22 protein-coding genes are annotated in these 20,715 nt (G+C 58.6%); 14 read left to right on the forward strand and 8 right to left on the reverse strand.

Going from position 1 to position 20,715, the window contains the following annotated elements; translation table 11 throughout:
- The first annotated feature begins 148 nt into the window (after positions 1 to 148).
- From smpB to QZ498_RS05945, 4 genes are all read left to right on the forward strand, one after another.
- On the forward strand, positions 149 to 625 hold the full coding sequence (gene smpB / locus QZ498_RS05930) for an SsrA-binding protein SmpB (protein ID WP_294620813.1): 477 nt from the start codon (positions 149 to 151) through the stop codon (positions 623 to 625).
- Between the two features lie 82 nt (positions 626 to 707).
- Entirely contained in the window at positions 708 to 989 is a 282-nt protein-coding gene (locus tag QZ498_RS05935) for a hypothetical protein (RefSeq protein WP_294620814.1), read from the forward strand.
- Between the two features lie 89 nt (positions 990 to 1,078).
- Positions 1,079 to 1,936, forward strand: coding sequence for a 3-mercaptopyruvate sulfurtransferase (gene sseA, locus QZ498_RS05940; protein ID WP_294620815.1), 858 nt, complete (start codon positions 1,079 to 1,081; stop codon positions 1,934 to 1,936).
- A complete protein-coding gene (locus tag QZ498_RS05945) occupies positions 1,936 to 3,120 on the forward strand; it encodes an amino acid aminotransferase (protein WP_294620816.1) in 1,185 nt (394 codons plus the stop codon). Before sseA ends, QZ498_RS05945 begins: the two co-directional genes overlap by 1 nt.
- A 19-nt stretch (positions 3,121 to 3,139) precedes the next feature.
- Here the strand turns inward: QZ498_RS05945 and QZ498_RS05950 are convergent, their stop codons facing one another.
- Positions 3,140 to 3,751 (reverse strand): hypothetical protein, encoded by a 612-nt coding sequence (locus QZ498_RS05950; RefSeq protein WP_294620817.1) that lies wholly within the window; start codon positions 3,749 to 3,751, stop codon positions 3,140 to 3,142.
- 114 nt (positions 3,752 to 3,865) lie between these two features.
- Positions 3,866 to 4,486 carry a TetR/AcrR family transcriptional regulator gene (locus QZ498_RS05955; RefSeq protein WP_294620818.1) on the reverse strand — a complete coding sequence of 207 codons (621 nt, stop codon included), beginning with the start codon at positions 4,484 to 4,486 and terminating at the stop codon, positions 3,866 to 3,868.
- Positions 4,487 to 4,877: 391 nt separating this feature from the next.
- Here QZ498_RS05955 and mbfA point away from each other — a divergent pair, with 391 nt between their 5' ends.
- The 9 genes from mbfA (at position 4,878) to QZ498_RS06000 (ending at position 13,082) form a co-directional block, all read left to right on the forward strand.
- On the forward strand, positions 4,878 to 5,855 hold the full coding sequence (gene mbfA, locus QZ498_RS05960; protein WP_294620819.1) for an iron exporter MbfA: 978 nt from the start codon (positions 4,878 to 4,880) through the stop codon (positions 5,853 to 5,855).
- A gap of 45 nt (positions 5,856 to 5,900) precedes the next feature.
- Complete coding sequence (locus QZ498_RS05965) at positions 5,901 to 6,833, forward strand: AEC family transporter (protein WP_294620820.1); 933 nt, start codon at positions 5,901 to 5,903, stop codon at positions 6,831 to 6,833.
- A gap of 82 nt (positions 6,834 to 6,915) precedes the next feature.
- A complete protein-coding gene (gene fghA / locus QZ498_RS05970) occupies positions 6,916 to 7,749 on the forward strand; it encodes an S-formylglutathione hydrolase (RefSeq protein ID WP_294620821.1) in 834 nt (277 codons plus the stop codon).
- A gap of 3 nt (positions 7,750 to 7,752) precedes the next feature.
- Positions 7,753 to 9,192, forward strand: coding sequence for a Si-specific NAD(P)(+) transhydrogenase (gene sthA / locus QZ498_RS05975; protein ID WP_294620822.1), 1,440 nt, complete (start codon positions 7,753 to 7,755; stop codon positions 9,190 to 9,192).
- Positions 9,189 to 9,638 (forward strand): YaiI/YqxD family protein, encoded by a 450-nt coding sequence (locus tag QZ498_RS05980; RefSeq protein WP_294620823.1) that lies wholly within the window; start codon positions 9,189 to 9,191, stop codon positions 9,636 to 9,638. The genes sthA and QZ498_RS05980 overlap by 4 nt, the downstream gene beginning before the upstream one ends.
- A 15-nt stretch (positions 9,639 to 9,653) precedes the next feature.
- Positions 9,654 to 10,619 (forward strand): DMT family transporter, encoded by a 966-nt coding sequence (locus QZ498_RS05985; RefSeq protein ID WP_294620824.1) that lies wholly within the window; start codon positions 9,654 to 9,656, stop codon positions 10,617 to 10,619.
- A gap of 2 nt (positions 10,620 to 10,621) precedes the next feature.
- Positions 10,622 to 11,242: an HAD family phosphatase gene (locus QZ498_RS05990; RefSeq protein WP_294620825.1), complete on the forward strand. Its 621-nt coding sequence runs from the start codon at positions 10,622 to 10,624 to the stop codon at positions 11,240 to 11,242.
- On the forward strand, positions 11,239 to 12,156 hold the full coding sequence (locus tag QZ498_RS05995; protein WP_294620826.1) for an ornithine cyclodeaminase: 918 nt from the start codon (positions 11,239 to 11,241) through the stop codon (positions 12,154 to 12,156). Before QZ498_RS05990 ends, QZ498_RS05995 begins: the two co-directional genes overlap by 4 nt.
- Positions 12,153 to 13,082, forward strand: coding sequence for an alpha/beta fold hydrolase (locus tag QZ498_RS06000; protein ID WP_294620827.1), 930 nt, complete (start codon positions 12,153 to 12,155; stop codon positions 13,080 to 13,082). The genes QZ498_RS05995 and QZ498_RS06000 overlap by 4 nt, the downstream gene beginning before the upstream one ends.
- A 31-nt stretch (positions 13,083 to 13,113) precedes the next feature.
- On the opposite strand, the gene ald is transcribed toward QZ498_RS06000, so the two are convergent.
- A complete protein-coding gene (gene ald / locus QZ498_RS06005) occupies positions 13,114 to 14,232 on the reverse strand; it encodes an alanine dehydrogenase (RefSeq protein ID WP_294620828.1) in 1,119 nt (372 codons plus the stop codon).
- 138 nt (positions 14,233 to 14,370) lie between these two features.
- On the opposite strand from ald, the gene QZ498_RS06010 reads away from it, so the two are divergent.
- On the forward strand, positions 14,371 to 14,829 hold the full coding sequence (locus QZ498_RS06010; protein WP_294620829.1) for an Lrp/AsnC family transcriptional regulator: 459 nt from the start codon (positions 14,371 to 14,373) through the stop codon (positions 14,827 to 14,829).
- Between the two features lie 305 nt (positions 14,830 to 15,134).
- On the opposite strand, the gene pnp is transcribed toward QZ498_RS06010, so the two are convergent.
- The 5 genes from pnp to QZ498_RS06035 all read right to left on the reverse strand — a co-directional run bounded on the left by pnp (position 15,135) and on the right by QZ498_RS06035 (position 20,681).
- Positions 15,135 to 17,270: a polyribonucleotide nucleotidyltransferase gene (pnp, locus tag QZ498_RS06015; RefSeq protein ID WP_294620830.1), complete on the reverse strand. Its 2,136-nt coding sequence runs from the start codon at positions 17,268 to 17,270 to the stop codon at positions 15,135 to 15,137.
- A 407-nt stretch (positions 17,271 to 17,677) separates the two neighbouring features.
- The gene (rpsO, locus tag QZ498_RS06020; RefSeq protein WP_294620831.1) at positions 17,678 to 17,947 is read right to left on the reverse strand and encodes a 30S ribosomal protein S15; all 270 of its coding nucleotides are present in this window, start codon (positions 17,945 to 17,947) and stop codon (positions 17,678 to 17,680) included.
- 524 nt (positions 17,948 to 18,471) lie between these two features.
- A complete protein-coding gene (locus QZ498_RS06025) occupies positions 18,472 to 18,849 on the reverse strand; it encodes a nuclear transport factor 2 family protein (RefSeq protein ID WP_294620832.1) in 378 nt (125 codons plus the stop codon).
- 79 nt (positions 18,850 to 18,928) lie between these two features.
- Positions 18,929 to 19,456: a universal stress protein gene (locus QZ498_RS06030; protein ID WP_294620833.1), complete on the reverse strand. Its 528-nt coding sequence runs from the start codon at positions 19,454 to 19,456 to the stop codon at positions 18,929 to 18,931.
- Between the two features lie 271 nt (positions 19,457 to 19,727).
- On the reverse strand, positions 19,728 to 20,681 hold the full coding sequence (locus tag QZ498_RS06035; RefSeq protein WP_294620834.1) for a calcium-binding protein: 954 nt from the start codon (positions 20,679 to 20,681) through the stop codon (positions 19,728 to 19,730).
- Positions 20,682 to 20,715 lie beyond the last annotated feature (34 nt).

Raw genomic sequence — 20,715 nt, forward strand, 5'->3', positions numbered from 1 at the left:
CAATACCGACGTTTTACCGACGCGATGCAGACAGGGATTTTCGTCGTTAACCCAATGGCTTACCCCCGATTCGCGCCACCCCCCTTTCATCGCCCCGTCACAGGGTCTATCTTGGTGCTTCCGCAGCGCCGCACAGGACCAATCACCGATGGCAAAACCCAAGGACAACCCGAACTACAAGGTCGTGGCCGAGAACCGCCGCGCCCGGTTCGACTATGCCATCGAAGACGATCTGGAATGCGGCATCATTCTTGAAGGGTCCGAGGTGAAATCCCTGCGCGAAGGCGGAGCCAATATCGCGGAAAGCTATGCCAACGTTGAAGATGGCGAATTGTGGTTGGTGAACTCCTACATCGCGCCCTACGAGCAGGCCAAGACCTTTGCGCACGAGGAAAAGCGCAAGCGCAAGCTGTTGGTTTCCAAGAAGGAATTGGCGAACCTGTGGAACGCGACACAGCGGAAAGGCATGACGCTGGTGCCGCTCGTTCTCTACTTTAATCACAAGGGCATCGCCAAACTGAAGATCGGGATCGCCAAGGGCAAAAAGGCCCACGACAAACGCGAAACCGCCGCCAAGCGCGATTGGAATCGTCAGAAACAGCGCCTGCTGAAAGACCACGGATAGGGGAAGCGAAACGGCGAAATTCCCCTTATTTTCCATGCCTATCCCCATAGGCTGGCCTGGTGTTTGGACGAAGGGGAATACCATGGAACTTATCATCAGCCTGATCGCGGGCGCCGTGGGCGGTAACGTCGCTGGCGGCATCTTCAAGAACATCAACCTTGGCCTTCTGGGCAACTCCATCGCCGGCATCATCGGCGGCGGCTTGGGTGGGCAGATCCTATCCATGCTGGGCGCGGGTGGCGTTGCCGAAGCAGCGGGCGGAGCCGATATTGGCGCGATCATTGGCCAAGTCGCCTCGGGCGGCGTCGGTGGCGGCGTTGTGTTGGCCATTGTTGGCATAGCCAAGAAATTGATGGCGAAATAAGTCCGAAGGGGGCGCGGCAAGCGGCGCTCGCCCTTGCCCTTCTCGCCCCCGCAGGGTAGGCAGATAGCGTCCGCAAACCGGGGGCGCCCATGGCACTTGATGACCCAAAAACACTCGTTTCAACCGACTGGCTGGCAAACCACCTGAAAGACCCCGACCTTCGGGTTCTGGATGGCACCTGGTTCATGCCCTCCGAGGGCCGGAATGCAAAAGCCGAATATGCGCAAGCCCATATCCCAGGCGCCCGGTTCTTCGACATTGACGATATTTCCGACAACCGCTCGGAGTTGCCGCACATGGCTCCGCCCGTCGAAAAGTTCATGTCGCGCATGCGCGCCATGGGCGTGGGCGACGGTCATCAGGTGGTTGTCTACGATGCGCACGGTCTGTTTTCGGCGGCGCGTGTATGGTGGCTCTTCCGCCTTATGGGGCAAGAGAACATCGCGGTGCTGGATGGCGGATTGCCCAAGTGGCAAGCCGAAGGTCGCCCGACCGAGGATATGCCCCCCATCGTGCGAGACAGGCACATGACCGTACGACGCCAAAACCAAATGGTAAAAGACGTGACGCAAGTTTCTGCGGCCTCCAAACTGGGGGATTACGAGATCCTTGATGCGCGTTCCCCCGGGCGCTTCCGTGGCGATGATCCCGAACCCCGCGAAGGCCTGCGCAGCGGCCACATTCCTCGGTCCAAGAACGTGTACTACCGCGACCTGCTGAATGAGGACGGGACAATGAAAACGCCCGACGACCTGCGAACCACATTGCATTCGGCAGGGGTGGATATGGGCAAACCCGCGATCACAAGCTGCGGCTCGGGCGTGACCGCGGCAATCATAAATCTTGCGCTTGAACGTGTCGGCAAGACCGACCACGCGCTTTATGACGGATCATGGACAGAATGGGGCGCTTTCCCCACCGTGCCCGTCGCCACCGGAGAGAACTGATGTTCGAACACCTGAAGGAACAACCCAAAGACAAGATCCTTGCCCTGATGCAGGCCTTCAAGGACGATCCGCGTGAGACCAAGATCGACCTTGGCGTTGGAGTCTACCGCAACGCTGAGGGCGTCACCCCGATCATGCGCGCCGTCAAAGAGGCCGAGCGCCGCTGGTGGGACGAGGAAACAACCAAGGCCTACACCGGCCTTGCCGGTGATCCGGCCTTTTCCGACGCAATGATCGGCCTTGTTCTGGGCGACAGCGTTTCGCGTGGTCAGGTCTCGGCCGTGGCAACCCCCGGCGGGACAGGCGCAGTTCGCCAGGCGTTTGAACTAGTTCGCATGGCAAACCCTGAGGCACGCGTATTCGTGTCAGACCCGACATGGCCCAATCACCTAAGTATTCTGAAGTTCTTGGGCATGGAAACCATCATGTACCGCTATTTCGACAACGCCTCCGGCGGTGTCGATTTTGGCGGGATGATGGAAGACCTCGGGCAAGTGCGCAAAGGTGACGTGGTTCTACTGCATGGTTGCTGTCACAATCCGACTGGCGCCAACCTGAATATGGTTGAGTTCAAGGCCGTGATCGACCTGATGAACAATAAGGGCGCGGTCCCGATGATCGATATCGCCTACCAAGGGTTTGGCGACGGTCTGGACGAAGACGCAGCGGCGACTCGCGCGGTCGCGTCAAGCTGTCCTGAAACACTTATTGCAGCCAGTTGCTCCAAGAACTTCGGGATCTACCGCGAACGCACCGGCCTTTTGATGGCCGTAGCGCAGGACAAAAACCTGCAAGCGGTGGCGCAAGGCAACCTTGCCTATCTCAACCGCCAGAACTTTTCTTTCCCGCCTGATCACGGCGCACGCCTGGTCAGTATCGTGTTGAACGATGATGGCCTGCGCGCGGACTGGCAAGCGGAGCTTGAAGAAGTGCGAACCGGGATGCTTGCCCTGCGCACGCAGTTGGCCGATGAGCTTCAGAAGCTTTCGGGATCTGACAGGTTTGGGTTTCTTGCACAGCACCGCGGCATGTTTTCGCGCCTTGGGGCCGCACCTGACAAGGTTGAGAAACTCAGGGCCGATCACGGTATTTACATGGTTGGCGACTCGCGGCTCAACATCGCCGGGTTGAACAAGGACACGGTTCCAGTATTGGCCAAGGCCGTAATCGACGTAGGAATTTGATCAGGGCGGTCGCCTGCTATCAGACGACTGCACCGCGCGAATGCGTGTCCTTCTGCGTCCTGCCTTGACGCTGGGCTTTCTGCTGAGGCGCAATCGTATCGCAGAAGACACGGTGCAGCAGGCGCACTTCGTGCAAGCCGCCGCTGATCAAGATGACGGGCCAGTTTCGGCCCTTCACGCGAAGACACAATTTCGCACTGTCTCTGTCGATGCCGGGCCTTTGGACATAGACGCTTTGAATGTCTTTGTTGTCGATTCGGTAGTCAATGCGCGTGGTACCGTTCAGATTGATCTTGGTTACTGAAACTTGGCCTTTGTTCGTATCTAGAGACATCTGTCTGCGAAACCCGCGCGAACCGTAGGCGTAGATCAACAGGCCTACGGCCGAACACATCGCGGATGCGATCAGAACCGATGCCTCGGGCAAAACACCGGCCATCGTCACTATGGCCACCAAGAAGAAAACGGGGCCGACGGTTAGGATGATTCCAACCGAGCGCAAAGCGATTTCAGTGATTGCCTCGGCCCTGAATCGTTCAAGCCGCTCCTTCGCAATGAACCCACCTTTTATTGGTGAGAAGCTGTAAGAGCTAAGCTGTGTCTCTCCTTGTGATTTGAACACTTTGTTCACGGCACTTCCCCGTTTGACATCCCCACACCGAGACTCAGGGTTAATCATGTCGAGATTAGGACATTGGCCGCGCAATTTAACGGCCTTCGTTTTTGCAAGTCGGGAAAACGCGCACTACTTGGCGCCGTAGCGCGCCATGAACATCTTTACCGCGCCGTCAATGATATGTGCGACATCGGCCTCGGGGAACTCATTCTGTAGTCCGCAAAGCTTACGCACGAAAAGGTCGCTCTTGCAGAGTTCGGCAAATTGATTCACCGCCAATTCGTAGTCATCTATCTGCAGCTCGCCTTTGTCAGCATAGAATTTCAAAACCGGGATCATTCGCTCACGCACAAGCGCGGGACCGGAGTTATAGAAGCGTTTGCCAAGGTCCGGAAAACGATGCGATTCTGAAATGCAGATGCGAAACACCTGTGCACCGAAGTCAGAAAGGAAAAAGCCAACAAGATGTCGCGCTGCGGCGGCAAGGTTTACTTCGACTGGTGCGCCGATATCAATCTCGGCAATCGCACCATCGGCCTGCCGATTGCATTCCGCTTTGGCCACCTCGGAGAACAATAAGCGCTTGTCGGGGAAATAGCTGTATAAAGTGGCCTTAGAGACACCCGCCGCCTTGGCGATGTCGTCCACGCTGGCCCCTTCGAAGCCATCGCGCATGAAAACCTCGCGCGCGCCATTAAGGACTTGTTCGAACTTTCGGCCTTTTTTGATTTCTGCGGACTCTGCCGTCATACGGACCCTCCCCCGAGCCGACACAGTCTATTCGGCTCAAGGGGTTATCCGCAAGCCTGCCTTTGGGGAACAAGGAAAGGAGTTCAACAGATTATTTTGAGAGTCCGCTGTCGCTTTGGGTCACTGGTGCCGGTGCAGGTTCAGGAAACGACAAGGTCGGTGTCAGTGTGGAGGTATCAATGCTCATTGCCGAAGCGGGAGCGGCCAGAGACAGGAACCCCAGGGCGATACAAAGGATTTTCATTTCACTTCTCCATCTAAACCGTTTGGTTTAGATAAAATAAACCGATTAGTTTAGTTTGCAAGCGTTTTCTAAACCCAATAGTTCATTTTTGAGGCTTGCAAAGGAAGCCGAAGGTCGTATTTTAGAATCATTCTAAGGAGTGTGATCATGATACCAGGTGTTTCCGCACGCCGCCGCTTCTCCGACCTCAGCGAACAAGAAATTCTTGCTCTTGCCATTTCATCGGAAGAAGACGACGCGAGAATCTATCGAAGCTATGCCGAGCGCCTGCGCGTGGATTATCCTGATACGGCCAAGGTTTTTGACGGTATGGCCGAAGAGGAAGACGGCCATCGGCAATCCTTGATTGATCTGCACAAAGTGCGCTTTGGCGACGTCATACCGCTCATTCGGCGCGAGCATGTTGCAGGGTTTTACGCTAGGCGGCCCATCTGGCTTGTGGAGAACCTTGGCATTGAACGCATCCGCGCCGAGGCCGAGATGATGGAACGCGACGCCGAGGCCTTCTATATAAGAGCCGCGCAACGCACGAGCGACGCGGAAACCCGGAAACTTCTGGGCAGTCTCGCCGCCGCCGAGGCAGGCCACCAAGACCGCGCCGGTGAGCTTGAAAAAGAGCATCTGGACGAGGAGGCCCGCGATACCGAGGCCGAAGTTTCCAAGCGTCAGTTCGTACTGACGTGGGTACAACCCGGCCTGGCGGGCCTGATGGATGGCTCGGTATCGACCCTTGCGCCGATCTTTGCCACGGCCTTTGCCACGCAAGATACCTGGACAACATTCCTTGTGGGTCTTGCCGCCTCGGTGGGCGCGGGTATTTCCATGGGCTTCACCGAAGCGGCCAGTGACGACGGGGAGCTTTCAGGCCGCGGCAGCCCGATCAAGCGCGGCTTTGCCTCGGGGATCATGACCACGGTCGGCGGTTTGGGCCACGCCCTGCCTTACCTCATCCCGGATTTCTGGACAGCCACAGTCATCGCGATCATCGTGGTGTTCGTCGAACTCTGGGCGATCGCATGGATTCAGAACAGATACATGGAAACCCCCTTCTTCCGGGCAGCGTTTCAGGTGGTTTTGGGCGGTGCGCTTGTCTTTGCCGCGGGGGTTTTGATCGGCAGTGGATAGCATCCGGCGTTTCATCCAGCAAAAACGGGTGATAACAAGCGCTAGATGCTGGATATTTTTCTACAGACACTGCCGTTCTTCCTGATCATCGGGCTGGGCTATGGCGCGGGGCGCACGGGCTTCTTCAGTGAAGAGGCGACCGCATGGCTGACCAAGTTTGTCTTCTACTTTGCCTTGTCGGCCATGTTGTTCCGGTTTTCCGCCAACCTGTCTTTGGGCGAGGTTTTGGATTGGCGTTTCGTTCTCGCATACCTTTGGGGTACGGCCTTTGTGTACGGGCTGGCTACCATGATTGCCCTATTGCGCCGCGTCAGTGTCGAGGAAGCCGCGATTGAAGCGCAATGCGCGGTGATCGGCAATGTCGGATTTCTAGGCGTGCCCATGCTGGTACTGTTAATGGGTGAAGCGGCGATTGGGCCGGTGATGCTTGTTCTAGCAGTGGACCTGATTGTTTTCGGCTCGCTTGTGGTGATCCTGATCACCGGCTCACGGGACGGGCGGATGAGTCTCGGCATCCTGCGCACCGTGGGGCTTGGCCTGCTCAAAAACCCGATGATCGTATCCATCGTATTGGGGCTGTCATGGTCGGCACTCAGCCTGCCGATTCCGAAACCGATGAACCAGTTTCTGGACATCCTCGGCGGGGCGGCGACCCCCGGGGCGCTTTTTGCTATTGGGGCCTCGCTCGCTTCGAAATCGGCCGAACGGCCTTTCGTGGCGGGCTGGCTATCGTTCTGCAAACTGGTTTTGCACCCGGCCTTCGTGGCCTTCTCGGCCCTGATCCTGTTCCCTGTTGAACCCTACCCAGCATCGGTGATGATTGCGGCGGCGGCGCTTCCGGTGGCGGGAAATGTCTTTATTCTTGCCAGCCATTACAAAGTGGCCCCGCAACGGGTTTCAGCCTCGATCCTGATATCGACAAGCCTTGCCGTGATCACGGTCTCGGTGATTATTGGCTGGGTGTCGGGACTTTACTGACGATTGCCGTCTATGGGGTTGCCATGTGGCCCGCGCCGTGGTGACTGTCGGGCCAAACATCTATCGCGAAAGGGATTGCATCATGGAAACCGTATCGGAAAATGCCTGTTTCGGCGGGGTTCAAGGGGTCTACACGCATAAATCCGAGGCTTGCTCGTGCGACATGACCTTTGGGCTTTTCCTGCCCGCCGAGGCCAAGGATGGCCCGGTTCCCGTGCTTTGGTATCTGTCGGGGCTCACCTGCACCCATGAAAACGCGATGACCAAGGCCGGCGCCCAGGGTTGGGCCGCCGAGCAAGGGATCGCCCTATGCTTCCCCGACACATCACCGCGCGGTGAGGGCGTGGCCAATGATGAAGCCTTTGACCTTGGTCAAGGGGCTGGCTTTTACGTCAATGCCACGCAAGACCCGTGGAAACCTCATTTCCGGATGTGGGATTATATCGCCGATGAGTTGCCCCGCGTCCTGACCGCGAATTTCGCGATAGATGAAGACCGTCAAGCCATTACCGGGCACTCCATGGGTGGGCATGGTGCCCTGACCTTGGCGATGTCCCTACCCGGCCGCTATGCCAGTGTTTCGGCCTTCTCGCCCATCTCGAACCCCACGCAAAGCGATTGGGGCCGCAAACAGTTTTCTGCCTATCTAGGTGACAACGAAAGCCAATGGGCCGCACATGACGCCAGCCTGCTGATGCGAGACCGTGGCTTTGACGGCCCGGTTCTGGTGGATACCGGCACGCAGGATCAATTCATTGATCTACTGTGCCCCGAGGCCTTTGCCGCTGCCTGCGCCGAGAAACGCCAACAGGCCACGCTGCGGATGCAGCCGGGCTATGACCACAGCTATTTCTTTGTTTCGAGCTTCATGGAGGATCACATCAGCTTCCATGCCGAAGCGCTTTATGCGGGGTAACCCATGTCACATTATGACCTGATCATCATCGGCTCCGGCCCGTCGGGGCGCTCTGCGGCCATCCAGGCGGGCAAGCTCAAGCGCCGGGTTCTGGTGATCGACCGCAAGGATCGTTTGGGCGGGGTTTCGGTGCACACCGGGACAATCCCGTCAAAAACCCTGCGCGAGACCGTGCTGAACCTTTCGGGCTGGCGCGAGCGGAGCTTTTACGGGCGATCCTATCGGGTGAAGGATGACATTGACGCGGGCGACCTGAAATCGCGCCTGCACATGACCTTGGATTACGAGGTGGATGTGCTTGAGCATCAGTTCAACCGAAATCACGTTGACACCCTGAGCGGTATGGCGCGTTTCGTCAGCCCCACCGAGGTTGAAGTCGCCACGGAGGCGGGTGAGGTGACCAAAGTCTCGGGCGATAAGTTCATGATCGCAACGGGCACGAAAACTTACCGGCCCGACAATATCCCTTTCAACGGCTCCACTATTGTGGATAGCGACGAGTTTCTCGAACTGGCGCAAATCCCACGTAGCCTCATCGTGGTGGGCGCAGGCGTGATCGGGGTGGAATATGCCACGATGTTCTCGGCCCTTGATGTGCGGGTAACGTTGATCGAACCGCGTGACAGCTTTCTGGATTTTATCGACCGCCGTCTAATCGAGGAATTCACCCACCAGATCCGCGAAAACGGGGTGGACCTGCGGCTTGGCTCTGCCATTGAAAAGGTCGAGGATGGCGGCACCCATGTCGAGGTATCCTTGGCCAACGGCCGCCATGTGCGATCCGAGATGTTGCTATTTGCAGCCGGGCGCATGGGGGCCACGGACAAGTTGAACGTCGATGCCGCGGGGCTTGAGACAGATCATCGTGGACGGCTGGAGGTAGATCGCAAGACCTATCAAACCAATGTGCCACACATCTATGCCACAGGCGATGTAATCGGGCATCCCTCGCTTGCCTCAACCTCGCTTCAACAAGGGCGCGTTGCGGCCTGCCATGCGCTTGATACGCCAACCCTGCCCGAAAGCCCTTGGTTTCCTTACGGGATCTACTCGGTGCCCGAGATCTCAACCTGCGGGATGTCCGAGGAAGAGATGCAGGAACGCGGTATTCCCTATGAGGTAGGTATCGCGCGCTTCCGCGAAACCTCTCGCGGGCATATCATGGGGCTGGAACATGGTATGTTGAAAATGCTGTTCAGCCTCAAGACGCGCCGGGTTCTGGGGGTGCAGATCGTTGGCGAAGGCGCGACTGAGTTGATCCACATTGCGCAGGCGGTTTTGAACCTGAAGGGCACGGTGGATTACTTCGTGCAGAATACGTTCAACTATCCGACCCTAGCCGAAGCTTACAAGATCGCGGGCTTGGATGCCTTCAACCGGATGCCGATCCCCGAGGAGTACAAGGTCAAGCGCGAGGATAAGCCGAAGAAGGCCAAGACGTGAGCGCGATCTATGTCGATGCCGACGCCTGCCCGGTCAAGGACGAGGTTGAGAAGGTCGGCACACGCCATGGCTTGCGCATGTTCATTGTCTCGAACGGCGGCTTGCGACCCTCGCAAAACTCGCTGATTGAAACCGTGATCGTGCCGGAAGGCCCCGATGTGGCCGACCAATGGATCGCCGATCGCGCGGGCAAGGGCGACGTGGTTGTCACCGGCGATATTCCATTGGCCGCAAAGTGCGTAGAAGCCGGCGCGCAGGTGATAAAGCACAATGGCGAGATGCTGACCGCGCGTAACATCGGGCAGGTTCTGGCCACCCGCGACTTGATGGCCGATCTGCGCGCGGCAGATCCTTTTCGGCAAGGCGGCGGCAAGGGGTTTACAAAGGCGGATCGCTCCCGTTTTCTGGACGGGCTGGAGAGGGCCGTGAGAGCCGCCTCTGGCTAAACCCAGAGGCCTGCCATGACAACCGCGACCGTCCAGCGATCCAACCTGACCGGGGCGCTTTTTGCGCTGATGGCGGTGATGTGCTTTTCGCTCAACGATGTGGGCATCAAGTTTCTGTCTGACAGTTATGCGCTGCATCAGGTGATTTTCATCCGGTCTATTGTTGGAACGGTGCTGTTTCTGGCCGTGATCATGCCGCTGAGTGGTGGGCTGAAGGTGATGCGAACCCGGCGGCTAAAGGTGCATTTGGTGCGCGGCATTTGCGTGGTATTCGCCAACATGTGCCTGTTTCTGGGGTTGGCGGCGATGCCGATTGCCGATGCTATCGCGGTATTTTTCATCTCGCCCTTGGTGATCACCGTGTTTTCGGTAGTCTTTCTGGGCGAAACGGTGGGGGGCCGCCGGTGGGCGGCGATTGCCGTGGGCTTTATCGGGGTTTTGGTGATCGTGAAACCCGGTACCTCGGCGTTTCAGGTGGCCTCGCTTTTGCCGATGCTGGCGGCGACGCTGTACGCGGTGATCCATATCCTTGCGCGCAAGATCGGCGGCACGGAAAGCGCCGCGACCATGGCCTTTTACATTCAACTGACCTTTATCTTGGCCAGTGCGGGTTTTGGCCTGACCCTTGGGCACGGGGCCTATGCCACAGATGCGCACCCGTCGCTATCGTTCCTCTTGCGAGCTTGGGGGCCTATCATGGCCGATGATTGGCCCATTCTGATCATGCTTGGCGTAAGTGGTGTCTTGGGTGGCTTCTTCATTTCTCAGGCCTATCGGTTGTCCGAAGCGGCCTTTGCCGCACCCTTTGAATATGTCGCGATGCCCATGGCGATCATCTGGGGCGTGACGGTCTTTGGCACATGGCCCGCGCCCACGGCATGGATCGGGATTGCCTTGATTATCGGGTCTGGCCTCTACCTCCTATGGCGTGAGTCGGTGAAGGACGACACATTGGCGGGCAAAGCCCCGCGACGGAGGTAGCGATGCCCATCAATGCGGTGATCTTCGACATAGGCAATGTCTTGATCGAATGGCAGCCAGAGCGGTATTTCGCCCATCATATCGGCGAAGAGCGGACCCGCGCGATGTTTGCCGAGGTGGATATCCACGGCATGATGAACCGGATTGATGCGGGGCATACCTTTGACCAAGTGGTCGAGGAAACCGCGCAGGCCCACGGCGAATGGCACGCTGAAATCCTGATGATCCGTGACAACTGGGCCGATGTGGCAAGCCCCGCCATTCCGTTGAGCGTTCATTTGCTGCGGCAGTTGCGCACCAAGGGTGTTCCTGTCTTTGCCCTGTCGAATTTCGGGGTTGAGAATTTCCCTGTCAGCGTGGCGAAATATCCGTTTCTGGATGAGTTCGATCGGCACTACATCTCGGGGCGGATGGGGATGATCAAACCCGATGCCGCCATCTATGAGGCGGTCGAAGCGGATTGCGGGCTGCCTCCTGAAACCCTGCTTTTCACCGATGATCGGCACGACAATATCGACGCTGCACGGGCGCGCGGCTGGCAGACCCACCTGTTTGACGGGCCGGACGGATGGGCGCATTGTCTGGTGGAACAGGGATTGCTGACAAAGGACGAAGCGCAATGAGCATCACGATCATTCCATTCGACGAGGGCCAGAAGCATTTGGATTGGTTGGGCCTTTGCGACGCCTTTGAAGCGGGGCACAAACTGCCCAAGGCCGAGATTGGCGATACGTTTCTCTACCGCGATCCCGATACCCTTTTGTCACGCGCCGCTTGGATTGACGGGATGGGCATGGCCGTGAAAACCGCCACGATCTTTCCGGAAAATCCCGGCAAGGGCGATCCGATGATCAACGGGGCGGTGAACCTTTATTCGGACAAGGACGGTACATTGGCAGCGCTGTTGGATTTTCACCTTGTGACCAAGTGGAAGACCGCCGGGGATAGCTTGTTTGCGGCGCGCAAATTGGCGCGGCCCGATAGCGAAAACATCCTGATCGTCGGCGCGGGGACGGTTGGGCGGTCCTTGTTCGAGGCCTATCAATCCGCCTTTCCAAAGGCGCGGTTCCGCGTCTGGAACCGCACCCGCGCCAATGCCGAGGCCATGTGTGATGATTGCCCGGGCCTGCGGGTGGCGGATGATCTGGAACGCGCGGTGCGCGATGCGGATATCGTCACCTCGGCCACCATGTCGACCGAGCCGGTGTTGAAAGGCGAATGGTTCCAGCCCGGGCAGCATATCGACGTGATCGGAGCCTATCGCCCGGATATGCGCGAGGTGGACGATGAAGGGATGAAACGCGCCCGGATTTTCGTGGACAGCTACGACACCACAGTGGGCCATATCGGCGAGATCAAGATCCCGCTTGAGGCCGGTACGATCACCCGCGATGACCTGATTGCCGAACATTACGATCCTGAGACATTCACCCGGACCAGTGACGATGACATCACCCTTTTCAAGAATGGCGGCGGCGCGCATCTGGACCTGATGACCAGCCGCTACATCCTTGATGCGTGGCAGAAAGCGCAATGATCGAGTGGCTTCTGGCCGGGCTGGCGGGCGTGGTTCTGGCCCCCACGGTGGCCGAGGTTTTGCGCCCCCGTATGGGACCAAAGACGCGCCAAGAGGCCCCCGGTGCGTTTGCCGAGTTGCCGCGTGGTGTGACGCATTATCAATGGCAAGGCCCCGAGGGTGGGCCTTTGGTGGTTTGCGTGCACGGCCTGACGACGCCTTCGTTCGTCTGGGAGGGCATCGCGCCCCAGCTTGCCAAGGCCGGGTATCGTGTGCTGACCTATGACCTTTATGGGCGCGGGTATTCGGATCGCCCCCGTGGTACACAGGAAGCGGGTTTTTTCACCACACAGCTAGAGCACTTGTTGGATCATCTGGGTGTAACCGAGCGCTTCACGCTCATCGGCTATTCCATGGGTGGGTCCATCGGGGCGTGCTATGCGGAACTGCACCCTGAGCGTTTGAACAAGCTAATCCTGTTGGCCCCTGCGGGCATGGGCCATGACCTCGGCCCGGTGGCGCGCTTGGTGGTGAACTATGGCGGGTTTGGCCGGTGGTTGTTCATGGCGATGTACGGTCGATCCTTCCGGCAAGGCACCGAGACTGAGAGGGACTTGCCCTCAAGCGTGCCCGACATCGTGGACCGGCAGCAAAACGAACTGCGCTATCGTGGGTTTCGCGGGGCTGTTCTTTCGTCCATGCGCGGGATATTGGACCGCGACCTTGAGGAAGAACACCGCAGCGTTGCCGAAAGCGGCCTGCCCGTTCTGGCGATCTGGGGGCGGGAGGATGAGGTGATCCCGATTTCGGGTATGGGTAAACTGGCCGAGTGGAACCGCAGAGCCGAGCAAGAGGTAATCGAAGGTGCGGGCCATGCGCTTGCCTATTCGCATAGCAGTGAGGTCATTGCCCTGTTGCTACCTGCGCTTGAGGCCGCGCAAACGTAACCGGGCCCCGCGAGGGGCCCGGAAGTTCAGTTTAGCCTTTGACAAGCATCTGCGGCGAGATCACGTCGATCCCAAGCGCCTTGCCCACGGCGTAGTAGGTCAACTGCCCGGCGTGGACGTTCAAGCCGTTCAGCAGGTGCGGATCATCGGCGCAGGCCTGTTTCCAGCCCTTGTCAGCCAGGGCAAGCATGAAGGGCATCGTGGCGTTGCCAAGGGCGATGGTTGAGGTGCGCGCGACGGCACCGGGCATGTTGGCCACGCAGTAGTGCATGATGCCGTCGACCTCATAGATCGGATCGGCGTGCGTGGTCGCTTTGGAGGTCTCGAAACACCCGCCTTGGTCAATCGCCACATCCACCAGCACCGCGCCGGGTTTCATGGTCGGGAACTGATCACGGCGCACCAGCTTGGGCGCTTCGGCCCCGGGGATAAGGACCGCGCCGATGACCATATCAGCCTGTTCCAAATGTTCGGCCAGCAAGCCAGCCGAGGAATAGCCGGTGTTGAAAGTATCGCCGAAGACATCATCCAGATAACGCAGGCGCGGCAGGGAGCGGTCAAGTACAGTGACATCCGCGCCCATGCCCGCCGCGATACGCGCCGCGTGCGTTCCGACAACCCCGCCGCCAATGACAACAACCTTGGCTGGGCCAACACCGGGTACACCGCCCATCAAAACGCCACGGCCGCCGTTCGCTTTTTGCAAGGTATAGGCCCCCACCTGCGGCGCCAGACGACCGGCCACCTCGGACATCGGGGCCAGCAGGGGCAGGCCGCCACGGTCGTCGGTCACGGTTTCATAGGCAATCGCGGTGCAGCCGGATTCCAGCAAGTCGTGGGTTTGGGCGGGATCGGGCGCGAGGTGCAGGTAGGTAAACAGAAGCTGCCCTTCGCGCAGCATCTTGCGCTCAACCGCTTGGGGCTCTTTCACCTTCACGATCATATCGGCGGTGGCAAAAACCTCCTCGGCGGTGTCGATGATCTTGGCGCCTGCGGCCTCATAGGCGGCATCGTCGAAACCCGCACCCAGACCGGCCCCGGCCTGAATGATCACCTCGTGACCGTGGGAAACGGCCTCTTGCGCGGCATTGGGCGTCATGCCGACGCGGAATTCTTGTGGTTTGATCTCGGTTGGGCATCCGATTTTCATTGCGTGTCCTCCTCGCATTCGATTGGGCACAGAATGTCGCAGGTGGCGCGCAATTAGGTTGATATTTCCCTCGCACTGAGGGATTTTTTGTGAATAGTCTTCGAAATAATGATATTAGATGCGAAAGGTCTTGCGGAAATGGCTTTGGATGCGATGGATCGGCGGCTTTTGGCGGTTCTGCAACGCAAAGGCCGAATTTCGAATGCCGATCTGGCCGAGGCAGTGAATCTTTCGGCCAGTGCTTGCCACCGGCGGGTGCAGCGGCTTGAGGCAGAGGGCTATATTCGTGACTATGTGGCCCTTCTGGACGCGCGCAAACTGGGGATGCCGGCGACGATTTTTGTCGAGATCACCCTATCGACACAAGCCGACGAGGTGCTGGAAGCCTTTGAGAAGGCCGTGGCGCGTATTCCTGACGTGTTGGAATGTCACCTGACGGCGGGGGCCGCAGATTACATCCTCAAGGTCGTGGCCGAAAGTACCGAGGATTTCGCACGCATTCACCGGCAATACCTGACGCGGTTGCCAAGCGTGGCCAAGATGCAATCCAGCTTTGCCTTGCGGACGGTTTTCAAGACGACTGCCCTACCACTTTGAATTGACACCGCCACCCAGAGAACAAATGGGGCCTTGGCATTCTTGCCAAAGCCCCGTGGCGATTTATCGTAAGTGATGGCACGCCGGGTTAATCACACGCTGCACACAAAACACTAACAACTCGTTACGTCTGCATTCGTTACCACTCGCTACAATTATCCATTATTTATCGCAGGTATCGCGCGCGCCTACATGGGGAAAAACCATGCGGCGTTACCCGTTTTGAAGCGGCCAGCATTTGCACCGATGAAAAAAAGGCCCCGGCAAATGCCAGGGCCTTTTCAAAATTTGAGAGAGAAGAACGATTACTCGTCGGCTTTCTCTTCTTTCTTGGCTTCCTCGCCGGTCTCTTGGTCAACGACCTTCATCGACAGGCGCACCTTGCCGCGATCGTCAAAGCCCAGAAGTTTGACCCAGACTTCCTGACCTTCCTTGAGCACATCCGAGGGGTGGTTCAGGCGGCGGTTCTCGATTTGGCTGACGTGGACGAGACCGTCGCGCTTGCCAAAGAAGTTCACGAAGGCACCGAAATCGACGATCTTGACGACCTTGCCTTTGTAAATCGCGCCTTCCTCGGGCTCGGCGACGATCGAGTGGATCATCTCATAGGCCTTCTGGATCGACTCGTTGTTCGGGCTGGCGATCTTGATGACGCCATCGTCGTTGATGTCGACCTTGGCCCCCGAGGTTTCCACAATTTCGCGGATCACCTTACCGCCGGAACCGATGACTTCGCGGATTTTGTCCTGCGGAACAGTCATGGTCTCAATCCGGGGGGCATGAACGCTGAAATCACCCGCTTCGGTCAGGGCGTTGGCCATTTCGCCAAGGATGTGAAGGCGGCCTTCTTTCGCTTGGGCGAGGGCCTTCTTCATGATCTCGGGCGTGATGCCTGCAACCTTGATGTCCATCTGCAAGGAGGTGATACCAGCTTCGGTACCGGCAACCTTGAAGTCCATGTCACCGAGATGGTCCTCGTCGCCAAGGATGTCGGTCAGAACGGCGTAATCGCCATCTTCTTCAAGGATCAGGCCCATGGCCACACCGGCCACGGCCGATTTGAGCGGAACGCCCGCGTCCATCATCGACAGCGACCCACCACAGACAGACGCCATGGAGGAGGAGCCGTTCGACTCGGTGATTTCCGAGACCACGCGGATGGTGTAGGGGAAGTCGGTTGCGGCGGGCAGAACGGCCTGAAGGGCGCGCCATGCCAGTTTGCCGTGGCCAACTTCACGACGGCCCGGAGGGCCTACGCGCCCTGCTTCACCGACCGAGTAGGGTGGGAAGTTGTAGTGCAACAGGAAGTTCGAGCGGAAGTTCCCGTGCAGCGCGTCGATGATCTGTTCGTCATCGCCGGTGCCAAGGGTGGTGACCACAAGGCCTTGGGTCTCGCCACGGGTGAAGAGGGCCGAACCATGGGTCCGCGGCAGGATTCCGGTTTCGGACACGATCGGGCGGACCTCATCCAGCGAGCGACCGTCGATGCGCTTGCCGGATTTGACCACGTCGCCGCGCAGAACGGCGGCTTCGAGTTTCTTGAGGGCCGAGCCGAGGTTCGGGTCTTCTTGCTGTTCCTCGGTCAGGCCTTCGAGCACGGCCTCCTTGGCGGCGCTGACGGCGGCCTGACGTTCCTGCTTGTCGAGGATGGCATAGGCGCTGCGCATCTTCTCTTCGCCAAGGCCTTTGACCACCTCGTAAAGCTCGGAGTAATCCGGCGGGGTGAAATCGAAGGGTTCCTTGGCGGATTCTTCGGCGAGGCTGATGATCAGGTCGATGACCGGCTGGATTTGCTCGTGCGCGAAGGTCACGGCGCCCAGCATCTCATCCTCGGTCAGCTCGTAGGCCTCGGACTCGACCATCATCACGGCGTCTTTGGTGCCGGCAACCACCAGATCAAGGCGTTGATCGGGGTTGTTGCGCAGGTCGTGCATGTCTTCGACATCGGGGTTGAGGATGTATTCGCCATCCTCATAGCCCACGCGGCAGCCGGCGATCGGACCCATGAAGGGCGCGCCGGAAATGGTCAGCGCCGCCGAGGCCGCGATCATCGCGACCATGTCGGGATCATTGACCAGATCGTGGCTAAGTACCGTGCACATAACAAGAACTTCGTTCTTGAAGCCGGGCACGAAGAGCGGGCGGATCGGACGGTCGATCAGGCGCGCGGTGAGGGTTTCCTTCTCGGTGGGGCGAGCCTCACGTTTGAAGAAGCCGCCGGGCACTTTGCCCGCGGCATAGTATTTTTCCTGGTAGTGCACGGTTAGGGGGAAGAAATCCTGACCGGGCTTGGGTTCCTTGGCGAAGGTCACGTTGGCCATGACCGAGGTTTCCCCAAGGGTGGCGATGACCGAGCCATCCGCCTGACGGGCAACCTTGCCCGTTTCCAGAGTGAGGGTATCTTCCCCCCACTGCATCGATTTTTTCACTTCGTTGAACATCGTCGTATCCTAGTTGGAAGCGCTCTTGGGCGTATCCCAAGTCTTCCGTTTCAATGGCGGCCCCATTGCCGCCGACCCCTCGTTACCATGCCATGCGCCGGGGTCAGAGCGTCACGTCTCAGATGGGTGGGCATTACAGGAGTTTGGGCTGTTTTGAAAGGATAGATCACGGCACCTGCCGCGAATCAGAGGTTAAGCCAAGAAAACAAGGCAAACAGCCCCTCTGCACCACGTCGGTATAATGTCGGTATTGCGTCGGTATCGGCCTCCGCGGCCCTGCGGATTAACAGGGCGTGCGGTGGCAAGTCGTACGTTTTGTACAGCTGTTTCGTACAAAACGTACGAAACGCAAAACGCCCGCTCGGGGAGCGAGCGGGCGCTGCGTTGATCCGATGGATCGAAACCTGTTAGCGGCGAATGCCGAGGCGTTTGATGAGGTCTTTGTAACGGGCCTCGTCCTTGCCTCTGAGGTAGTCCAGCAGCTTCCGGCGCTGTGCGACCATTTTGAGAAGACCACGGCGACCGTGGTTGTCTTTCTTGTGGGTCTTGAAGTGCTCGGTCAGCGTGGAGATACGCGAGGTGAGAATGGCAACCTGAACTTCGGGCGAACCGGTGTCGCCGTCCTTGGTTGCGTATTCCTTCATCAGGCGCGATTTTTCTTCGACTGTGATCGACATCGGGGTCTCCTTTGAGATTAAGGGTTGAGGGCGCAAGCCGGGATGTCGTCCAGCAGGGTCCTATGGAGATGTCGCGAGGGAATTTCCCAAGCGATGGGGGCGTATAGGAGATTTGCGGGAAAAAGAAAAGAGGGAATGAGCGTGAGGGTTTAGAACCATCGGGCGCGGGACAAAGGGCCGAGCTTCAGGGGCGTCGGATAAATGGGCGCATAGGTGACAAACCACTTTGCATTTTCCGGGGTTTGTTCACTGGAGCGCTTCGCAATGCCGGGCCTTGAAGGGACGATTTTTGGCTGCGTAGGTCTGGCGCAGGCTTCTGTCCGATGCGCAGACGAAGCCGGCGTTGGCAGGGAACACCTCTATACGCGGACCCTAGGTGCTTTTGATCGAAGCACTTTCAGTATCCGCGAGTTCGGGCACAACTGACAAAGGCCGCCCTCAGCGGATGGATTAAGGTACTTTCATGCGTGTACTACCCAGAGCATGTCGCGAAATGCTGCGCTGCAGGCTTTTCGCGAAACGCGTTATTTCGGCATCATGAAGAACTCTTCTCGGGCAATCTTGCCATCCTCGACGGTGTAGACCGCGATTTCGCTCAGGGTCATCTGCCGCCCGGTTTCTTTCTGCGTCACCTCGGCCCTGAAGCGCACCGCGAAACGGTTGGGCGGATGAACATAAGGACCGTCCGCGTCCAGCTCGTGAATTTCATGGGTTGCCGCCCAATCCTCGCGTTTTGCCTCGATCGCGCCCTTTCCCTTGGCGATTCGCACATCGCGCCCGGGTGGAATGACGGCCTCTACCGATTGTGCGTTAACGGCATAAATCCTGTTGACATGGCCTATGCCGCGACGCTCCCGCATCGCCTGAACAAATTCTCTTCCCAGTTTCACGAGGTCTTCCATAAGAACTCTCCTTACAATCCATCAAGCCGCAGCAGGGGTCACGGCGCGCTATCCGGCCAAACTCAACATGGCGCGCCGATCACCGCACAGTCACGACTGTGCATTCAGCCTGTTGATTGACTTTCTGAGACACACTTCCCTGCAAAAACCGTTGCAGACGCCCCAAGCCTCGATGGCCGATGACAATCGTATCTGCTCCGGCCTCTTTGGCCATTCTCAGAATGCCTTCGTCGTAGTCTCCATTCACCACACGGGTTGACACGTCCTTTGCGCCCGCATCGCGCGCCTTGCTTGCAGCGCGGTTCACGATTTCGTCGCCGATCACGGCGATCATGCGCTCCCGCTCCGCGCCAGAAAGTCTGCCGGTGAATATGGCGTCCATGTTCGACGGGATGTCGGCGATATCCGGGCGGGCCTTGGCAGAGACATGGCGCACCATGTGCTCGGCTTCCGCCATACGACTCAACTCCTCCGTCCGGGCGCCATGTTGCAGCACGTGGCCCACGGTCAGCGGAATGCCGAGCCGAGAGGCAAGACCCGCCGCCAAGTCAATGGCGCGATCAGCCGTGTCAGACCCATCCGTTGCGACCAAGATATTTGAAATCATATCGTCACCCCCCTTCAGATCCGCATTGATGGTGAAGGAATTAACGGTTGGATGCGTTGATGTAGGTCAAACGAACACGACAGCGGGCTTGGCGATGTGTTTCGCGACCGTCAGGCATTTTCTGCAAGTTTCAAACGGCTGTGCAAGTAGGCCGCCGGTAGAAGCGCCTTTCGGTTAAAGGGCGGTCATGGAGCTTGCTTGGATTGGACATGAGCCAACCTTCACTACCATCGCCTTTATCGCGCCGCGGCAATGCACGGAGACCGCGCCCTCAGAGTGTGCTTTGCGGGATCATGGTGATATGCGCAAGCGTCAGGTCCGGCGCATTGTCGAGGGAGGCAACGGCGGTGCCATTCAGAAGGACGGATTGGCGGCCCACTTGGTCAGGGTCCTCTTCGATGGTCACTTCGGGGTCCGGGTCGGCCAGATCGTCGTAGATCACGGCGAGGCTGTCTTCCTCGGTTGAAAAATCGGTGATCAGCGGTTCGTGGTCATTGGCCAAACGCGCATTGAGCGTGACCGTGTCGGCCCCGTTTCCGGTTGTGACGATATCGCCTGACCCGGGGGTTATGTCATCATCGCCCAAGCCGCCGTTAAGGTAATCGGTTTCATCATCGTCCGCGCCGTTCAGTGTATCGTCACCCAGCCCACCGAACAGCGTATCCTGGCCTGCGCCGCCCTCAAGGCTGTCGTCGTCCAGCGCGCCGAGCAGCGCATCATTCCCGGTGCCACCGTCTAGCGTGTCATTGCCGTTGCCGCCGACGAGGCTGTCATCGCCGGTGCCGCCGGCAAGTGCGTCATCGTCATTGCCGCCGTATAGCGTGTCGGAATCGGCCCCGCCGGAGAGGTGATCATTTCCATCGCCACCGTGCAGCGTATCCTCGCCCTCCGAGCCGTCGATGGTATCGTGTCCAACTTCGCCGTGCAGATCATCGCGACCTGCCAAGCCGGTGATACTGTCATCGCCTTCGTACCCATTGATCTGGTCGGAGTTTGGTGTGCCGTTCAGAGTGTTTCCTTCGGCATCGCCCGCGCTGATGGTACCGGTGCCGGGTTCGACGAGTGTCCCGATATCCATGACCGAGTCTTCGCCGGTTTCCGAACCCTCCCCCGGCTGAGGCGCGGCGCTGGCGCCTTCGTTATCGGGGTCTGTGACCAAGGAGTCGAACCCATAAAAGGCCGTCGCGCCGACGGCCAGCATACCCATTAAACCAACTAGCAGCATTTCTGCACCTGCTCACAACACCCCTTGTATAACG

Source organism: uncultured Roseovarius sp. (genome assembly GCF_913057115.1).
Classification (GTDB): Bacteria; Pseudomonadota; Alphaproteobacteria; order Rhodobacterales; family Rhodobacteraceae; genus Roseovarius.